The following is a 16,519-nucleotide window of genomic DNA, read 5'->3' on the forward strand; positions in this document are numbered from 1 at the left end:
GACCATGAATCCAGACCCTTCCATCCCCGGCCCGACGCCCGCCAGGCGCGACCGCGCCGACCGGGTGCTGGTCGAACGCGGCTTGTTCGAGAGCCGCGCCCGCGCCCAGGCCGCCATTGAAGCCGGTCTCGTCAGTGTCGACGGCAAGCGGGTTGCCAAGCCTTCCGAGACGATTTCCGCGACCGCCGCGATCGAGGCGCGCGAGGCTTATGAGTGGGTTTCGCGGGCCGGGCTCAAGCTGGAGGCGGCGCTGGAGGCGGCGGGTCTCTCGGTGCAGGGCGCCGAGGCGCTCGACGTCGGCGCCTCCACCGGCGGGTTTACCGAGGTTCTGCTGGCGCGTGGCGCCGCCCGGGTCCATGCGGTCGATGTCGGGCATGGGCAGCTCCATGAACGGGTGCGGGCGGATGAGCGGGTGATCTCGCTGGAGGGGACCGACATACGCTCCCTCGCCCCCGGCACTGTGCCGCCGGCCGACATCATCACGGTCGACGTGTCGTTCATCTCGCTGCAGAAGTTGCTGCCGACGCTGCTGCTTCATCAAGCTGCCGAAGGCCATATCGTGGTGCTGGTGAAGCCGCAGTTCGAGGTCGGGCGCGACAAGCTGTCGAAGGGCGGCATCGTCAGGGACGCGGGCGCCCGCGCGGAAGCGGCGGCGAACATCGCGGCCCTGCTGGAACAGTTCGGCTGGCGGGTGACGCACCGCCTCGCCTCGCCGATTCTCGGTGGCGACGGCAATGAGGAATTTCTGCTCGTGGCGGCACGGTTATCGACGGCGCGGCCGGTGGGGGCACAATCCGCGACGGCGCGGGCGGAGTGACGCCGCCCGCGCCTTTCGAGGACCTCTCGCGGCAGCGATCAGGCGCGGCGCGTCTGGCCGCTACCGACCAGCATCCCGGCGACCTTTTCCGAGACATAGCCGAGAGCGGCGCCGACGATCAGCGACAGCACGACGGTCACCAGCGGGTTGGCCGGGCTCGGAACGGTGAGGTTGGCGAGACCGTCGGTGACCAGCAGCGAATAGCCCGCCATGGCGGCGAAGCCATAGACCATCGCCGGAATGGCGGCGAAGGCCGGGAGGTGGCCGAGCAGGATCATTACCAGCACGCCGACGCCGACACAGATGCCGGCCCAGACGGGCAGGCCGAGCGCCTCGCCGAGACCGCCGCGGCTGACCGCGAGCAGCGTCAGCCACGCCATGACGGCGCCGGCGATGTTGGCCAGGATGGTGGCCTTAAGCCCGGACTCCTTGCCACCGCAGTGGAAGAAGCAGGCCCAGGCGATGAAGGCGACCCAGATTTGCAGGCCGCCGGCCAGCGGTCCCAGAAACAGCCAGGTGGCGACGCCCCCCAGGACGCCGACACTGATGGCAAGAGCCGAAACAAGCGACATTCTTTCCCCCTTTTCGAGCGCTAAGAGACTTATTATTATGTGCGAATGCTAAGTAAACATGGCTGTCCATTTGAAAAAGAGGAATCAGCCGCGAGTACATTATCTCAGTTTCTTTACGTGAGCATGTGTATCTGGAGTGTTTGATACGATGTCGGGCATTATTTTCTCTCAAATACATAATATCCCATGGCGCATGACAGGATTAGCAGGCAAATGAGCGTCACCCGGCTCGACATCGCCCGGCTCGGCCATCGCGGCGACGGCATTGCCGACACGCCGGAAGGACCCGTCTTCGTGCCACTGACGCTGCCCGGCGAGGTGGTGGAGGTGGAACGCGCGCACGACCGCGCCCGGCTGCTCGCCGTCATTCACCCGAGCGGCGAGCGGGTGGAGCCGATCTGCCCGCATTTCGGCCCCTGTGGAGGCTGCGCGCTGCAGCACTGGGCGCCCGCCCCCTATGAGGCGTGGAAGCGCGGCCTGGTGGCCGAGGCGCTGGGGCGGGCCGGCCTCGCCACCGAGATCGCCCCGCTGATGCCGGCGCATGGCGAGGGCCGCCGCCGGGCGGTGTTCCATGCCCGCGGCACCGGGGGCAGCGCGCCGAAGGGGCGCGACACGCTGGCCGTCGGCTTCGCCGGCCGGCGCAGCCACGCCGTGGTGGCGATCGACGCCTGCCCGATTCTGGCGCCCGGGCTCGATGGCGCGCTGAAGGCCGCCTGGGCGGTGGCGCAGGAACTGGCGCCGCTGGCCAAGCCGCTCGACATCCAGGTCACCGCGACCGAGACCGGCCTCGACATGGACGTGCGCGGCAGCGGACCCTTGAAGCCGAGCCGCGTCGTCGCGCTGGCGCAGATCGCCGGCGAGCACCGGCTGGCGCGCCTTACCCGCCATGGCGAGCTGGTGCTCCAGCGCGAACCGCCGATGTTGACCATGGGCCGCGCGCGGGTGGCGCTGCCGCCCGGCTCGTTCCTTCAGGCGACGGCGGCGGGCGAGGCGGCGCTGGCGCGGCTGGTGATGGAGGCGGTGGAGGGCACGCGGGGCGCGGCGCGGGTGGTCGACCTGTTCTCCGGCGTCGGCACCTTCGCGCTGCGGCTGGCCGAGCGGGTGCGGGTGGCGGCCTATGAATCCTCAGTGCCGGCCATCGAGGCGCTCAACAAGGCGGTGCGGGGCGCGACGGGGCTCAAGCCGGTGACGGGCGAGGTGCGCGACCTGTTCCGCCGGCCCTTGCTGGCGCAGGAGATGAAGGGGGTGGATGTCGCCGTGTTCGATCCGCCGCGCCAGGGCGCGGAGGCGCAGGCGCGGCAACTGGCGGCGAGCGCGGTACCGCTGGTGATCGGCGTCTCCTGCGACCCGGTCACCTTCGCCCGCGACGCGCAGATATTGATCGGGGCCGGCTACCGGCTGGAGCGCGTCACGCCGGTCGACCAGTTCCTCTATTCCTCGCATGTCGAGCTGGTCGGGGTGTTCCGCCGCTGAGTACGGCTCCCCTGTCATGCCGGCCGGAGCGACGCCGGCGTGAGAGCCGGCCGAGCCCTTCTCAATTGCCCCAGCGCTCCATCCACATGCGCTCGCCGATGGAGCAGGAGACGCGCGGCTCGGTGGCGGCGGCGGGGCGGACCAGCGCCGGCTTGGGCGGCACGGTGCCGGCGATCTCCAGCACCAGCTTGGTCTTGATGGCGTCGGCGAACTCATGCGTGCCGCGCACCGGGATGACGAAGGCGCCGGGGCCGCCGATGACGCAGTCCTCGTAATAGATGTCGAGGTCGTCAATATCGAGCATCGAGCCGGTCGCCTGCTTCAGCATCAGCGGCAGGCCGTTGATGGTGACGCCGCGCGCCGTGATGGCGTCGCGCGTCACCTCGACCAGGGGGCCCTGATTGTTGGTGCCGTCGCCGGAAATGTCGATCACCCGCCTGAGGCCGCGGATCGCGTTGCTCTCGATGAGGTCGGCGCTGAAATTCATCGCCGAGGAGATCGAGGTGCGGTAGACCCGCCGCAGCGGCGCGCTGCCGATCGCCCCGGCGAAGGCCCGCGCCTCGTCGGCGGTGCCGATCAGCGTCCAGTCGACGACCAGCTTCTGTTCGTCCGAGCCCGCCCATTCGACATAGGCGATGGCCACCCGGCCATTGGGGCCGAGCCGCAGCGCGTTGAGGAACTCCGGCGAGGTGACGGCCTGCATGTAGCCCTCGCGCTGCAGCGCCAGCTCGTCGAGATCCATCGAATAGGAAACGTCGACCGCCAGCACCAGCTCGACATCGACGATGTCGGCGGCCCGGGCGCTGCCGGGAGCCGTCAGGCTGCACAGTGTCGCGGCCAGGACCATCAAGGCACGCACGCACGCCATCGCGACCTCCGTCGGTGACGGGACCTCGACGTGTCACGAACACGTCACGGTCATGGTGACACGGCGGGCGGGGCGCCAGAAGTCGAAATTGCAGGCAGGCGGGGCGCTTCGATGCCGTTCGCGTGAGCGGCCGCTACCGGGGTAGAGGGGTTGTGCGGGTCACACGTCCAGCGTCTCGGTGCCGGTGATCTCGATGCCGAAGCCGGCGACGCCGACATAGGTGCGGGCGCGGGAGGCCAGCAGGCGGATGGAGGAGATGCCGAGGTCGCGCAGGATCTGCGCGCCGAGGCCGACCTCGCGCCAGTTCTGGTCGCGCATCTTGGCGCTCTCGATCCTCTCCTCGTCGCCCATGGTCGAGGCCGGCACGCCGGTGGTGCCGTCGCGGAGATAGACGAGGACGCCGCGCCCTTCCGCCTTGATGCGCTCCAGCGAGGCGCGGATCGCCTTGCCGCCGGTGAACACGTCGCCGATCGGGTCGGCCCGGTGCAGCCGCACCAGCACGTCGCGGCCATCGCCGATCTTGCCGTGCACGAGCGCGATGTGGTTCACCGGCTCGAACGGCGTGACATAGGAAATGGCGTGCATCTCGCCGACCGCGGTCGGGGCGGCGAATTCGGCGGTGCGGCTGACCAGCTTCTCGCGCAACTGGCGATAGGCGATGAGGTCCGCCACCGAGATGCGGGTGAGCTTGTGGGCGCTGGCGAAGTCGGCGACCTTCGGCCCGCGCATCACCGTGCCGTCGTCGTTCACCAGTTCGCAGATGACGCCGACCGGCTCCAGACCGGCGAGCCGGCACAGGTCCACCGCCGCCTCGGTGTGGCCCGAGCGCATGAGCACGCCGCCCTCGCGGGCGATGAGCGGGAAGATGTGGCCGGGGCGCACGAAATCCACCGCGCCGGCATTGGGGTTGGCGAGCGCGCGCACCGTGGCGGTGCGGTCCTCGGCCGAAATGCCGGTGGTGGTGCCGTGGCGATAGTCCACCGAGATGGTGAAGGCGGTGGCGTGGGGGGCGTCGTTGTCGGTCACCATCGGGTTGAGCCGCAGCCGCTTGGCATGCTCGGCGGTGAGCGGGGTGCAGACGATGCCGGAGGTGTGGCGCACGATGAAGGCGAGCTTCTCCGGCGTGGCGTGGCTGGCGGCGACGATGAGGTCGCCCTCGTTCTCGCGGTCGTCATCATCGGTGACGACGAGCATCTCGCCACGGGCAAAGGCCTCGATCGCCTGCTCGACGCGGGCCTGCAGATTGTCGGTCATGATCATCGCCTCCACGCTCGCGAGCCCGAGGAAATCGTTCGGCGTCACCGCGCCGCCGGTGGCGGCGGCGATGCGCCCGCCCGCTTCCCGCGAGATCCAGGCCGTTTCGTCCTTGCACAGCGCGGTGATGCTGGCCGGCGACAGGCCGACGGCGCGCGCGAAGGCGCTGCGGGTCGTGCCGGTCGTGGTGAGCCAGTCCGCGAGTTTCATGGAGCGACGATAGAACTGAGTTTCTTCGGCCGCAATGAAAATTCGTGGATGTTTCAGTAATACTGAAACACAGCGGCGGCGATCAGCGCGGGAACGGCCAGGCCGGCGGCGTGCCGACCTGCCCGCGCTGGCGCAGGAAATGGTCGGCCAGCACGCAGGCCACCATCGCCTCGCCCACCGGCACGGCGCGGATGCCGACGCAGGGGTCGTGGCGGCCCTTGGTGACGATCTCGGCATCCTCGCCATGGCGCGTCACGGTGCGGCGCGGGGTGAGGATGGAGGAGGTCGGCTTCACCGCGAAGCGGGCGACCACCGGCTGCCCGGTGGAAATGCCGCCGAGCACGCCGCCGGCATGGTTGGCGAGGAAGACCGGGCGGCCGTCATTGCCCATGCGCATCTCGTCGGCATTGTCCTCGCCGGTGAGGGCGGCGCTGGCGAAGCCCTCGCCGATCTCCACCCCCTTGACCGCGTTGATGCTCATCAGCGCGCCCGCCAGGTCCGCATCGAGCTTTCCGTAAATGGGCGCGCCGAGGCCGGGAGGAACGCCTTCCGCCACCACCTCGATCACCGCGCCGACCGAGGAGCCGGACTTGCGGATGGCGTCGAGATAGTCGGCCATCCGCGCGGCCGCCTGCGCGTCCGGGCAGAAGAACGGGTTGCGGCCGATCTCGGCGCTGTCCCAATTGGCGCGGTCGATGGCGATCTCGCCCATCTGCACCAGCGCGCCGGTGATGGTGACGCCCGGCAGCACCTTGGCGGCGATGGCGCCGGCGGCGACGCGCACCGCCGTCTCGCGGGCCGAGGAGCGCCCGCCGCCGCGATGGTCGCGCAGGCCGTATTTCACGTCATAGGCATAGTCGGCATGGCCGGGGCGGTAGCTCTCGGCGATCGCCGAATAATCCTTCGAGCGCTGGTCGACATTTTCGATCAGCAAGGCGATCGGCGCGCCGGTGGAGATGAGCGTGCCGTCCTCCTCGGCGAGGGTGCCGGAGAGGATCTTCACCTCGTCCGGCTCGCGGCGCTGGGTGGTGAAGCGCGACTGGCCGGGGCGCCGCCGGTCGAGCGCGCCCTGCACCTCGTCGAGCCGGAAGCGCAGGCCCGGCGGGCAGCCGTCGATCACGCCGCCAATGGCGGGCCCGTGGCTCTCGCCGAAGGTGGTGACGCGGAAGAGGTGGCCGAAACTGTTGAAGGACATTGCGGTTCCGCCGGCGGCAGGGAGGGGTTGCGGCGCTTCTAGGCGCCTGCGCGACGGGCGTCAAACGCCGGCGGGGGCCGGGCCGGGTCTGCCGCGTCATGGAGAATGGCGGCATTCATGCTACAGCTTGTCGATCCCCGATTGCCAACCCGAGCCAATGCCTCTTTTTGAAATCGCCGTTGTTCTCCTGCTCGTGCTGATCAATGGCGTGCTCGCCATGGCCGAGCTTTCCGTCGTATCCGCCCGTCCGGCCCGCCTGCGCTCCATGGCTGACAGTGGCTCGCGCGGTGCCCGCATGGCGCTGCAACTGGCCGCCGACCCCGGCCGCTTCCTCTCCACTGTGCAGATCGGCATCACCCTGATCGGCATCCTCGCCGGCGCCTTCTCCGGTGCCACGCTCGGCGCCATGCTGGGCGGCTGGCTGGAGGAACAGGGCGTCTCGCGCGGCCTTGCCGGCGGCCTCGGCTATTCGCTGGTGGTGGCGGCGATCACCTATGTCTCGCTGATCATCGGCGAACTGATCCCCAAGCGGCTGGCTTTGCAGAGCCCGGAAAGGCTCGCCAGCCTGGTCGCCCCCGGCATGGTGATGCTGGCGCGCATCGGCGCCCCGGCGGTGTGGCTGCTGGACATTTCCTCGCGCCTGGTGCTGCGCCTGCTGGGCGAGCACGGCAAGGGCGAGGAGAACAACGTCACCGACGAGGAGATCCGCGCCATTGTTGCCGAGGCCGAGACGGCGGGGGTGATCGACCCGGACGAGCGCAAGATGATCGCCGGCGTGATGCGCCTTGCCGACCGCCCGGTGCGGGCGGTGATGACGCCGCGCACCGATGTCGACTGGATCGACCTCACCGACGATCCTGACGCGGTGCGCCAGACCATCCGCGAGACCCGCCACACCCGCATGCCGGCCTGCGAGGGCACGCCGGAGGAGGCGGTCGGCGTGATCGACATCCGCGATCTGCTGGAGGCTTATCTCAACGGCGAGACGCCCGACCCGCGCCGCTTCGTCAAGCCGGCCGCGGTGCTGGTGGAGACGGCTGGCGCGCTCGACGCGATGCGGCTGCTGCGCCTCGCCGAATCGCCGCTGGCGCTGGTGGTCGACGAATATGGCTCGATGGTCGGCATCCTCACCCCCGCCGACCTGCTCGACGCCATCGCCGGCACCGTGGTGCTGGACGAGGCCGGCCAGGCCAAGCCCGACGTGGTGGAGCGGGCGGATGGAAGCTATCTCGTTGCCGGCTCGACCCCGGTGGACGAACTGGCCGAGGTGCTGGGCATCCGGGTGCCGCAGGACGCCGGCTTCCACACCGCCGCCGGGCTGGTGCTGCACGAGTTGAAGTCGCTGCCGGTGGAGGGCGCGGCGTTCGAATCCATGGGCTGGCGCTTCGAGGTGGTCGACATGGACGGGCGGCGGGTCGACAAATTGCTGGTCGCGCGCGCCGTGGTGCCGCGGCGGCGGGCGCCGCTGCTGGGCTGAGGCGCGCGGTCAGCGCAGCGCGGCGGCGTCGACCGAGAGGGCCGGCGCGGGCGCCGGCAGCCCGCCATAGCGGGTGCCGACGCCGACGACGACGGTGACGATGGCGACCGCGAGCGCCGCGGCGATGAGGCCGTATTCGAGGCCGGTGCCGTGGGGCCGGCGTGCGACGGCGGTGCGACGGCGCGACGCCATCGACTGCCCGACCATTTCCCGTTCCACCATTTCGCGCATGGACCTGTCTCTGCTTGAATTCATCCGCATGAGATCTGTCTTTGGACAGATTTTGTTATGGGGACACCTTGCGCCCCACACCTTGACCACGCGTTAAAACAGGCGTCGCCCGCACGTCCTCTTGGCGTGTGGTTAATGTTTGCCGCTGCGGGATGGTTAATACTTTGCGACACGTGCCGCTCTCAGAGGCGGCGCGTGTCAACCGCGCGGCGGCGCGGCCCGTTCAACCGCGTGGCTTGGCGCGTCGGGTCGGCTCGGCCTGTGCCGGGTTCTCCGGCCAGGGGTGGCGGGGATAGCGCCCGCGCATGTCGGCGCGCACATCGCGCCACGAGCCGGCCCAGAAGGCTGGCAGATCGCGGGTGAGCTGGATCGGCCGGTGCGCCGGGGAGAGCAGCGACAGCACCAGCGGCACCCGCCCGCCGGCAATGCTGGGGTGGGTGGTGAGGCCGAACAGCTCCTGCACCCGCACATGCAGCGTCGGCCCACCCTCGGCGGCGTAGTCGATCGGCAGGCGCGAGCCGGTCGGCACCTCGACATGGGTCGGCGCCTCGGTCTCCATCCGCCGGGCGCTTTCCCACGGCAGCAGGGTGGCGAGCGCGCGGCCCAGCCGGTCGGCGTCGAGGGCACTGAGCGCGGTGACATCGCCCAGCGCCGGCGCCAGCCAGTCCTCAACGGTCGCGGTCAGCGTCGCCCAGGACAGGTCCGGCCAGAGTTCCGGCGCGCTGGCGTGGAGGAAGCGGGCGCGGTCCAGCCATTGCCGCTGCGCGTCGGACCAGGCCAGCCGTTCCAGCCCGCGCGCGGCGGCGGCGTGGGCGAGCGCCTGCGCGGTGTCCGGTCCCGGCTTCAGCGGCGCGGTACGCTCGGCCAGCACCAGCGCGCCGAGCCGGCGCAGATGGCGTGCGCGCAGCGCGCCGGAGGCCGGGTCGAAGGCGGTCTCCACGCCTTCCGTGATGGCGGTGCCGAACTCCGCCTCGATCTCGGCCTCGCTCAATTCGGCGGCGAGCAGGATGCGGGCCTCGTCGGCGGTGCCGGTCAATTCGGCGATGGCGAGGAAGCGGGCGCGGGCGAGCGAGGAGGCGGGATCGAGCGCCGCGCCGCGCCCATTGGCCAGCACGAAGCGGCGCCCGTCGCCGCGCCCGCGCGCGATGCGGTCGGGGAAGGCGAGGGCGAGCAGCACGGCGGGGGAGGGCGCATCGCCGCCCGCCCGGGTACCGACCACCTGCCGTTCCGCCTCTCCGGCCCAGCGCTCGGCCAGCCGCTGCGCCTCTTCGGTACGGCGGGAGCGGTCGCGGGAAAAATCCATCATCCGGTGGGTGAGGTCGAGCGCGTCGCCGCCGAGCCCGCGCTCGGAGACGAGGGCGGCGATGCGGGCGGCGTCCTCCCCGGCGCCGCGCCGCGCGCCCTCGATCACCATGCGGGCGAGGCGCGGCTCCAGCGGCAGCCGGGCCATGGCGCGGCCGTGCTCGCTCACCTGCCCGTCGGCATCGAGCGCGCCGAGGGCGGCCAGCAGGGCCTTCGCCTCCTTCACCGCCGGGGCGGGGGGCGGATCGAGAAAGGCCATGGTCGCGGGATCGCGCACGCCCCAGACCGCGAGGTCGAGCATCAGGCGGGAGAGGTCGGCGGCGAGTATTTCCGGCGTGGCGAAGGCCGGCAGGCTCGCCGTTTCCGGCTCGTGCCACAGGCGCAGGCACACGCCCGGCTCGGTGCGCCCGGCGCGGCCGCGCCGCTGGTCGGCGGCGGCGCGCGACACCCGAACCGTCTCCAGCCGCGTCAGCCCGACGCCGGGCTCGAAGCGCGGCACCCGGGCGAGGCCGCTGTCGACGACCACGCGCACCCCCTCGATGGTGAGGCTGGTCTCGGCGATCGAGGTGGCGAGCACCACCTTGCGCCGGCCCGGCGGGGCGGGGGCGATGGCGCGGTCCTGCTCGGCCGGGGTCAGCGCGCCATAGAGCGGGGCGATGTCGATGGCGGGGTCCCGGATGGCCTCGCGCAGAAAACGCTCGGTGCGGCGGATCTCGGCGGCGCCGGGCAGGAAGGCGAGGATGGAACCGCTCTCGCGCGCCAGCGTGCCGGCGATCACCTCGGCCATCTGCCGCTCCACCGGCGCGCCGGGCACGCGCCCGGCATAGCGGGTCTCGACCGGGAAGGCGCGACCGAGGCTCTCCACGACAGGCGCGCCGTCCAGAAGGCGGGCGACGCGGGCGCCGTCCAGCGTGGCCGACATCACGAGGATACGCAGGTCCTCGCGTAGCGCGCCCTGTGCGTCGAGCGCCAGCGCCAGGCCGAGATCGGCGTCGAGGCTGCGCTCGTGGAACTCGTCGAACAGCACGGCGGCGACACCGGAAAGCTCCGGGTCGTCCAGCATCATGCGGGTGAAGATGCCCTCGGTGATGACCTCGATGCGGGTGTGGCGGCCGACCTTCGAGCCGAAGCGGGCGCGGTAGCCGACCGTCTGCCCGGCCGCCTCGCCCAGCGTCTGCGCCATGCGGGTGGCGGCGGCGCGGGCGGCGAGGCGGCGCGGCTCCAGCACGAGGATCTTGCGGCCCGCCACCCAGGGCTCGTCGAGCAGAGCCAGCGGCACCCGCGTCGTCTTGCCCGCGCCCGGCGGCGCCACCAGCACGGCCGCATTGCCGGCGCGCAGCGCGGCGGTCAACGCCGGCAGGGCATCGTCAATGGGGAGGGGTGAGAGGGGCGCAGCCATGGCGCAGGGCTATACAGCCGGCGGGCCAATTGCGGAACTGTCGGCCGGGAAGGTCATGCCGGCATGACCCGTGCGTCGCGATGCGCCGTCATCCTGAGGTGCCGCCACAGGCGGCCTCGAAGGATGGTGGCTTGGGCCGCACCATACAGCCGTCCTTCGAGGCCCGGCCTGTGGCCGGGCACCTCAGGATGACGTTGTTCGGGCTGGCGGCACGAGGCCGCGCCGAATACCCTCATGGCCGGGCTTGACCCGGCCACCCAGGCTTTCAGCGGTGCACGGCGGGACCGCTGGATCCCCGGGACACACCCGGGGATGAGGGAGGCGGCAGACCGCCCGGCTCAGAAGATCTTGTCGAGCACCCGGCCGAGCTTGTCGACGATTTCGCCCATCTGGCTCTCGCTGACGATGAGCGGCGGGCTGACGGCGAAGGTGTCGCCGGCGGTGCGCACCATCATGCCTTCCTCGTGGAACAGCCGCTCCATGCCCTCATAGGCGCGGCGGCCGACGCCGTCCGAGCGCGATTCGAAGTCCACCGCGCCAACCAGGCCGACGGTGCGGATGTCGAGCACGCCGGGCTTGGAGCGCAGCGCGTGGAAGGCGTCCGCCCAGATCGGCTCGATCTCGCGCACGCGCTCGAACAGGCCTTCCTCGCGGTAGAGGTCGAGCGTGGCGAGCGAGGCGGCGCAGGCCAGCGGATGGGCCGAATAGGTGTAGCCGTGGAACAGGTCGATGACCGGGTCGTCGCTCTTCACGAAGGCGTCATAGATGTGCTTGCGCACCAGCACGCCGCCCATCGGCACGGCGCCGGAGGTGACGCCCTTGGCGAAGGTGATCATGTCCGGCACCACGCCGTAGCGCTCGGCGGCGAAGGCATAGCCGAGGCGGCCGAAGCCGGTGATGACCTCGTCGAAGATCAGCAGGATGCCGTATTTGTCGCAGATCTCGCGCAGCCGCTTGAGATAGCCGACCGGGGCGGGAATGGCGCCGGTGGAGCCGGCCATCGGCTCGACGATGACGGCGGCGATGGTCGAGGCGTCGTGCAGCGCGACGAGGCTCTCCAGCGCGTCGGCGCGCTCGGCGCCCCACTCCGGCTCACCCTTGGAGAAGGCCTGCTTCTCGCGATTATAGGTGTGCGGCAGATGGTCGATGCCCGGCAGCAGCGAGCCGAACAGCTTGCGGTTCGGCGAGATGCCGCCGACCGAGATGCCGCCGAAGCCGACGCCGTGATAGCCGCGCTCGCGGCCGATGAGGCGGGTGCGCGTCGCGTTGCCGGTGGTGGCGTGGTAGGCGAGGGCGATCTTCAGCGCGGTGTCGCCCGCTTCCGAGCCGGAATTGCACAGGAAGACGTGGTCGAGATCGCCCGGCGCCAGCGCCGCGATGCGGGCGGACACGGCGAAGGCCTTGGGGTGGCCATACTGGAAGGGCGGGGCGAAATCCATCTCCGCCGCCTGCGCCTGGATCGCCGCGACGATGGGGTCGCGGTTGTGGCCGGCATTGGCGCACCACAGGCCAGCAGTGGCATCGAGCACCGGGCGCCCTTCCGGCGTGTAGTAGTGCATGTCCTTCGAGCGGGTGAGCAGGCGAGGCCGCGCCTTGAACGCCCGGTTGGGCGTGAACGGCATGAAGAAGGCTTCGAGGTCGTTCGGGCTGGCGGCTGCGGAAGAGTAAGCAGACATGGAGCACTCCGGCTGATACGGCGAAGGGGACAAGCCGCGCTTTTTTAGTCATGTATATTATGTAAGCAGGCGACGCTCACGAGAAATAATCATGATGTGATCACTTTCCTTTCTACCGCGTCCGCCGGCTTGACCCGGCGGCCTCATCGCGGCCATCAACGCAGGTCAGGAATGGCGCGTCACGTTGCGTCACGCATTCCGGCGGGGAGCGTTTCTGCCGTGCCCTGGCTTGGGGAGAGCCGGGGACGGCGCAGGATAGGACTTCGCGGTGCCCGAGAGCACGACTGTCGAAACCCCCGGCCCCGACGCTGCCGGACCTGAAGCGTCCGGACCCGAGGCGCCGATCACGCCCGGAACGGATCACGCGGCCCCGGACGCGGTGCGGGGCGCGCTGGCGCGTGTGCTCGATTCCGACGAGCTGCGCTCCTCGCCCCAATTGTCCAACATATTGCGCTTCGTGGTGGAGGCGACGCTCGACGGCCGCCGCGACGCGATCAAGGGCTATACCATCGCGGTCGAGGCGCTGGGGCGCGACCCTTCCTTCGACCCGCAGGCCGACCCGATCGTGCGGGTTGAGGCCACGCGGCTGCGCCGCGCGCTGGAGCGCTATTACGCCGGCGCCGGCGCCGGCGATGCCCTTGAGATCGCCATTCCGCGCGGCAGCTATGTGCCGCACTTCCTGCCGCGCCCGGCGCCCGGGATGGCGGTCGCGGCCCCGGCCGGCGGCGCGCCGGAAGCCGAGCCCGAGCCACCCGCCGCGGCCGAGGCCGGGGAACAGCCCGCCGCGCCCGTGCGGCCCGTGCCGGCGGCGCGCCGCCGCGGGTGGGTGCGCCTGGCGCTGGGGCTGCTGCTGCTCGCGGTGGCGATGATGGTCTCCGGCCTCGCGGTGGAGAGCGTCGACCCGCTCGGGCTGCGGGCGCTGCTGGCCGGCGCGAGCTGGCACCCGATCGAGCGGACCAACCGGCTCGGCATCCCGATGGTCGAGGTGCGCGACTTCGACTCGGCCGGCGGCCCGCCGCTGCCGCCCAGCGAGATCGCCGGCAGCGCCGGGGCGGTGACCAGCGGCGACTTCACCGCCCAGGCGATCGAGGTGCGGGTGCGCGACGCGCTGGCGCGCTTCGACCTGCTCGACGTGCTGGCGAGCCCGGATGCGCGCCCGGCGCTGAGTTGTTCGAGCGAGGGCGCCTCGCCCAATTCCGCCTTCGCGCTGGGCGGGCTGGTGGAGAACCATGACGACGGCACGCTCTCCGTGCTGCTGCGGCTCTCCGACCTGTGCGACGGCACCATCGTGTGGTCGCGCGAATTCGACAGCCTGCGGCGCGGCAGCGACGCCACCGCATCGGAAATCGCGCTGGTGCGCGACATCATGGCGGCGATCGCCGAGCCCTACGGCATCATCCAGGCGCGGGCACGGGCGCGTGTCACCGCCGCCGGCGGGCCGCAGACGGCGGGCCCCTATGGCTGCGTGCTGACCGCCTATTCCTACTGGCGTTCCTATAAGCCGGCCGAGCACGCGGCCGCCCGCGACTGCCTCGAGCAGGCGGTGGAGGCCGACTCCACCTTCGCGCTCGGCTATGCGCTGCTGGCGGAGCTGAATCTCGACGAGATCCGCGTCGGCGCCAATCCGCGCGCCGGCACGCCCGCGCTCAACCGCGCCCTGGCGGCGGCGGAGCAGGCGGTGGAACTGGCGCCGACCAGCGCCTTCGCCCGCCGGGTGCTGATGGACGTGCACTTCTTCCGTGGCGAGCGCGGCGCCACCCTCGCCGCCGGCAACATCGCGCTGGAACTCAACCCCTACGACGTCGACATCATCGCCGATTTCGGCGGCCGGCTGGTGGCGCTGGGGGAGACCGCGCGCGGCGAGGCGATGCTGGCGCAGGCGGCGGAGGCGGCGCCGGGCATGCCGCCCTGGGTGGATTATCACCGCGTCATCGCCGCCTATGCGAGGGGCGACGCGCCGGCCGCCGCCGCCGCCGCCGACCAGTTGATGGGCGAGGGCTACGCGCCGGGGCTGCTGGCGCGGGCGCTGGCCAGCCATCTCGCCGGCGAGGACGACGCGGCGCGGGCCGACCTGCGCGCGCTGATGGCCATCGCCCCCGGCTGGGCCAGCGAGCCGGACGCGATGATCCGCCGGTTCTTTCCCGACCCTTCCCTGGCCTTGCGGGTGCGGGCCGACCTTGCCGGCCTCGGGCTGCCGGTGCGCAATTCCGCCGCCGCGGCGAACTGAGCCGGACCGCCCGGCGGCACAGGGGGCACGGTCACCCGGGCACGGCATCGGCGCGCCGGCATTGCCGCCACGCGCCCCATCCTCTAAACCCGCGCCGACACTCGTGAAGGACGGCGCCCATGGCCAAGGACAAACCCAACAAGCTCCGCGCCCGCATGCCGCGCGGCTTCGCCGATCGCGGGCCGGGCGACCTCGTGCCCACGCGGGCGATGCTGGAGACCATCCGCAAGGTCTATGAGCTCTATGGCTTCGAGGCGCTGGAGACGCCCTTCATCGAATATACCGACGCGCTGGGGAAGTTTCTGCCGGACCAGGACCGGCCCAATGAGGGCGTGTTCTCGTTCCAGGACGATGACGAGCAGTGGCTGTCGCTGCGCTACGATCTGACCGCGCCGCTGGCCCGCCATGTCGCGGAGAATTTCGACAGGCTGCCCAAGCCCTTCCGCAGCTACCGCGCCGGCTGGGTGTTCCGCAACGAGAAGCCCGGCCCCGGCCGCTTCCGCCAGTTCATGCAGTTCGACGCCGACACGGTGGGCGCCCCCACCGTCGCCGCCGACGCCGAGATCTGCATGATGATGGCGGATACGCTGGAGGCGCTGGGCATCGCGCGCGGCGACTATGTGATCAAGGTCAACAACCGCAAGGTGCTGGACGGCGTGCTGGAGGCCATCGGACTCGGTGGCGACGAGAATGCCGGCCGCCGGCTGACGGTGCTGCGGGCCATCGACAAGTTCGACAAGGTGGGCATATCAGGCGTGCGCGACCTGCTGGGCGAAGGCCGCTGGGAGAACCCCGAGGCCAAGAGCGGCGACTTCACCAAGGGTGCGGGACTGGATGACCGTCAGATCCACGAAATATTGAGCCTTATGGGTTCTACCGCCAGTCCCGTCGACGACAATGGCGAGCTTACCGATACAGATCTTGCAGATTCGTTGTTTGTGACTCCGCGACTGTCCGCTGGGGACACTCCGGGAGGAATATCCTTCTCAACAGCGCGGGGTGTTACTCGCTTTGAGGATAGCCTGGCCATTGCGAACCACAGCACCATCAAAAAGCTTAGGGCTCATTTCCAGGGCTCAGACAAGATTTCCGAAGGGTTGGACGAACTTGAAACCATTGCGACTTTGGCCCGGTCGTCCGGTTACGGTTCAAAGCGAATACTAATCGACCCGTCTGTCGTGCGTGGCCTCGAATACTATACCGGCCCGGTCTTCGAGGCCGAGCTGACCTTCGAGATTCCCGATGAAAAAGGGCGCCCACTGCGCTTCGGTTCCGTCGGCGGCGGCGGGCGCTATGACGGGCTGGTCGGGCGGTTCCGAGGCGAAGCTGTGCCGGCTACGGGTTTCTCCATCGGCGTCTCGCGGCTCGCCTCGGCGCTGTCCTATCTGAACAAGGACGCCGCCCCGGAATTCGGCCCTGTCGTGGTGGTGGTGATGGATCGCGACCAGACGGCCCATTACATGGGCCTGGTCGCCACGCTGCGCAAAGAGGGCATCCGTGCCGAAATGTATCTCGGCAACCCTAGGAATCTCGGCAACCAGTTCAAATATGCCGACCGCCGCAATTCGCCGTGCGTCGTCATCCAGGGTTCGGAGGAGCGCACGGCCGGGCAGGTGCAGATCAAGGATTTGATCGAGGGCGCCAGGGCCGCCGCCGCCATCACCGACAATGCCGAATGGCGCGAGACCCGCCCGGCGCAGTTCGCCTGCGCCGAGGGCGAGCTGGTGGAGAAGGTACGCGAGCTGCTCGACCATCACGGCGTGCCGCACGGCGCCAAGCTGGGGTGAGGGGGCTGCGTGCTTCGAGGCCCGGCGGGGC

At 70.6% G+C, this 16,519-nt stretch carries 12 protein-coding genes; 5 read left to right on the plus strand and 7 right to left on the minus strand.

All coding sequences use genetic code 11. From position 1 onward, the window contains the following. Positions 1-4 precede the first annotated feature (4 nt). Entirely contained in the window at positions 5-817 is an 813-nt protein-coding gene (locus tag KHC23_RS07260; protein WP_213370961.1) for a TlyA family RNA methyltransferase, read from the plus strand. 38 nt (positions 818-855) lie between these two features. Here KHC23_RS07260 and KHC23_RS07265 read toward each other — a convergent pair whose 3' ends face one another. Continuing rightward, positions 856-1,389, minus strand: coding sequence for a DUF1097 domain-containing protein (locus tag KHC23_RS07265; RefSeq protein WP_213370963.1), 534 nt, complete (start codon positions 1,387-1,389; stop codon positions 856-858). Positions 1,390-1,602: 213 nt separating this feature from the next. On the opposite strand from KHC23_RS07265, the gene KHC23_RS07270 reads away from it, so the two are divergent. Beyond that, the gene (locus KHC23_RS07270; RefSeq protein WP_213370965.1) at positions 1,603-2,862 is read left to right on the plus strand and encodes a class I SAM-dependent RNA methyltransferase; all 1,260 of its coding nucleotides are present in this window, start codon (positions 1,603-1,605) and stop codon (positions 2,860-2,862) included. 61 nt (positions 2,863-2,923) lie between these two features. On the opposite strand, the gene KHC23_RS07275 is transcribed toward KHC23_RS07270, so the two are convergent. The 3 genes from KHC23_RS07275 to aroC all read right to left on the minus strand — a co-directional run bounded on the left by KHC23_RS07275 (position 2,924) and on the right by aroC (position 6,389). Continuing rightward, the gene (locus tag KHC23_RS07275) at positions 2,924-3,730 is read right to left on the minus strand and encodes a DUF1194 domain-containing protein (protein ID WP_213370967.1); all 807 of its coding nucleotides are present in this window, start codon (positions 3,728-3,730) and stop codon (positions 2,924-2,926) included. Between the two features lie 159 nt (positions 3,731-3,889). Continuing rightward, a complete protein-coding gene (gene ribB / locus KHC23_RS07280) occupies positions 3,890-5,194 on the minus strand; it encodes a 3,4-dihydroxy-2-butanone-4-phosphate synthase (RefSeq protein ID WP_213370969.1) in 1,305 nt (434 codons plus the stop codon). Positions 5,195-5,276: 82 nt separating this feature from the next. Then, positions 5,277-6,389, minus strand: coding sequence for a chorismate synthase (gene aroC, locus KHC23_RS07285; protein WP_213370971.1), 1,113 nt, complete (start codon positions 6,387-6,389; stop codon positions 5,277-5,279). 157 nt (positions 6,390-6,546) lie between these two features. On the opposite strand from aroC, the gene KHC23_RS07290 reads away from it, so the two are divergent. Then, positions 6,547-7,866 (plus strand): hemolysin family protein, encoded by a 1,320-nt coding sequence (locus KHC23_RS07290; protein ID WP_213370973.1) that lies wholly within the window; start codon positions 6,547-6,549, stop codon positions 7,864-7,866. A 9-nt stretch (positions 7,867-7,875) separates the two neighbouring features. Here KHC23_RS07290 and KHC23_RS07295 read toward each other — a convergent pair whose 3' ends face one another. The 3 genes from KHC23_RS07295 to aptA all read right to left on the minus strand — a co-directional run bounded on the left by KHC23_RS07295 (position 7,876) and on the right by aptA (position 12,474). Then, a complete protein-coding gene (locus KHC23_RS07295; protein ID WP_213370974.1) occupies positions 7,876-8,097 on the minus strand; it encodes a hypothetical protein in 222 nt (73 codons plus the stop codon). Positions 8,098-8,320: 223 nt separating this feature from the next. Next, positions 8,321-10,798, minus strand: coding sequence for an ATP-dependent helicase HrpB (hrpB, locus tag KHC23_RS07300; RefSeq protein WP_213370976.1), 2,478 nt, complete (start codon positions 10,796-10,798; stop codon positions 8,321-8,323). A gap of 338 nt (positions 10,799-11,136) precedes the next feature. Further along, a complete protein-coding gene (gene aptA / locus KHC23_RS07305) occupies positions 11,137-12,474 on the minus strand; it encodes an omega-aminotransferase AptA (RefSeq protein ID WP_213370978.1) in 1,338 nt (445 codons plus the stop codon). 268 nt (positions 12,475-12,742) lie between these two features. Here aptA and KHC23_RS07310 point away from each other — a divergent pair, with 268 nt between their 5' ends. Beyond that, positions 12,743-14,701: a tetratricopeptide repeat protein gene (locus KHC23_RS07310; protein ID WP_213370980.1), complete on the plus strand. Its 1,959-nt coding sequence runs from the start codon at positions 12,743-12,745 to the stop codon at positions 14,699-14,701. A gap of 119 nt (positions 14,702-14,820) precedes the next feature. Continuing rightward, positions 14,821-16,488, plus strand: a complete 1,668-nt coding sequence (locus tag KHC23_RS07315; protein WP_213370982.1) for a histidine--tRNA ligase — start codon at positions 14,821-14,823, stop codon at positions 16,486-16,488. Positions 16,489-16,519 lie beyond the last annotated feature (31 nt).

Source organism: Ancylobacter dichloromethanicus, assembly GCF_018390645.1.
In the GTDB taxonomy this organism is placed as follows: Bacteria; Pseudomonadota; Alphaproteobacteria; order Rhizobiales; family Xanthobacteraceae; genus Ancylobacter; species Ancylobacter dichloromethanicus.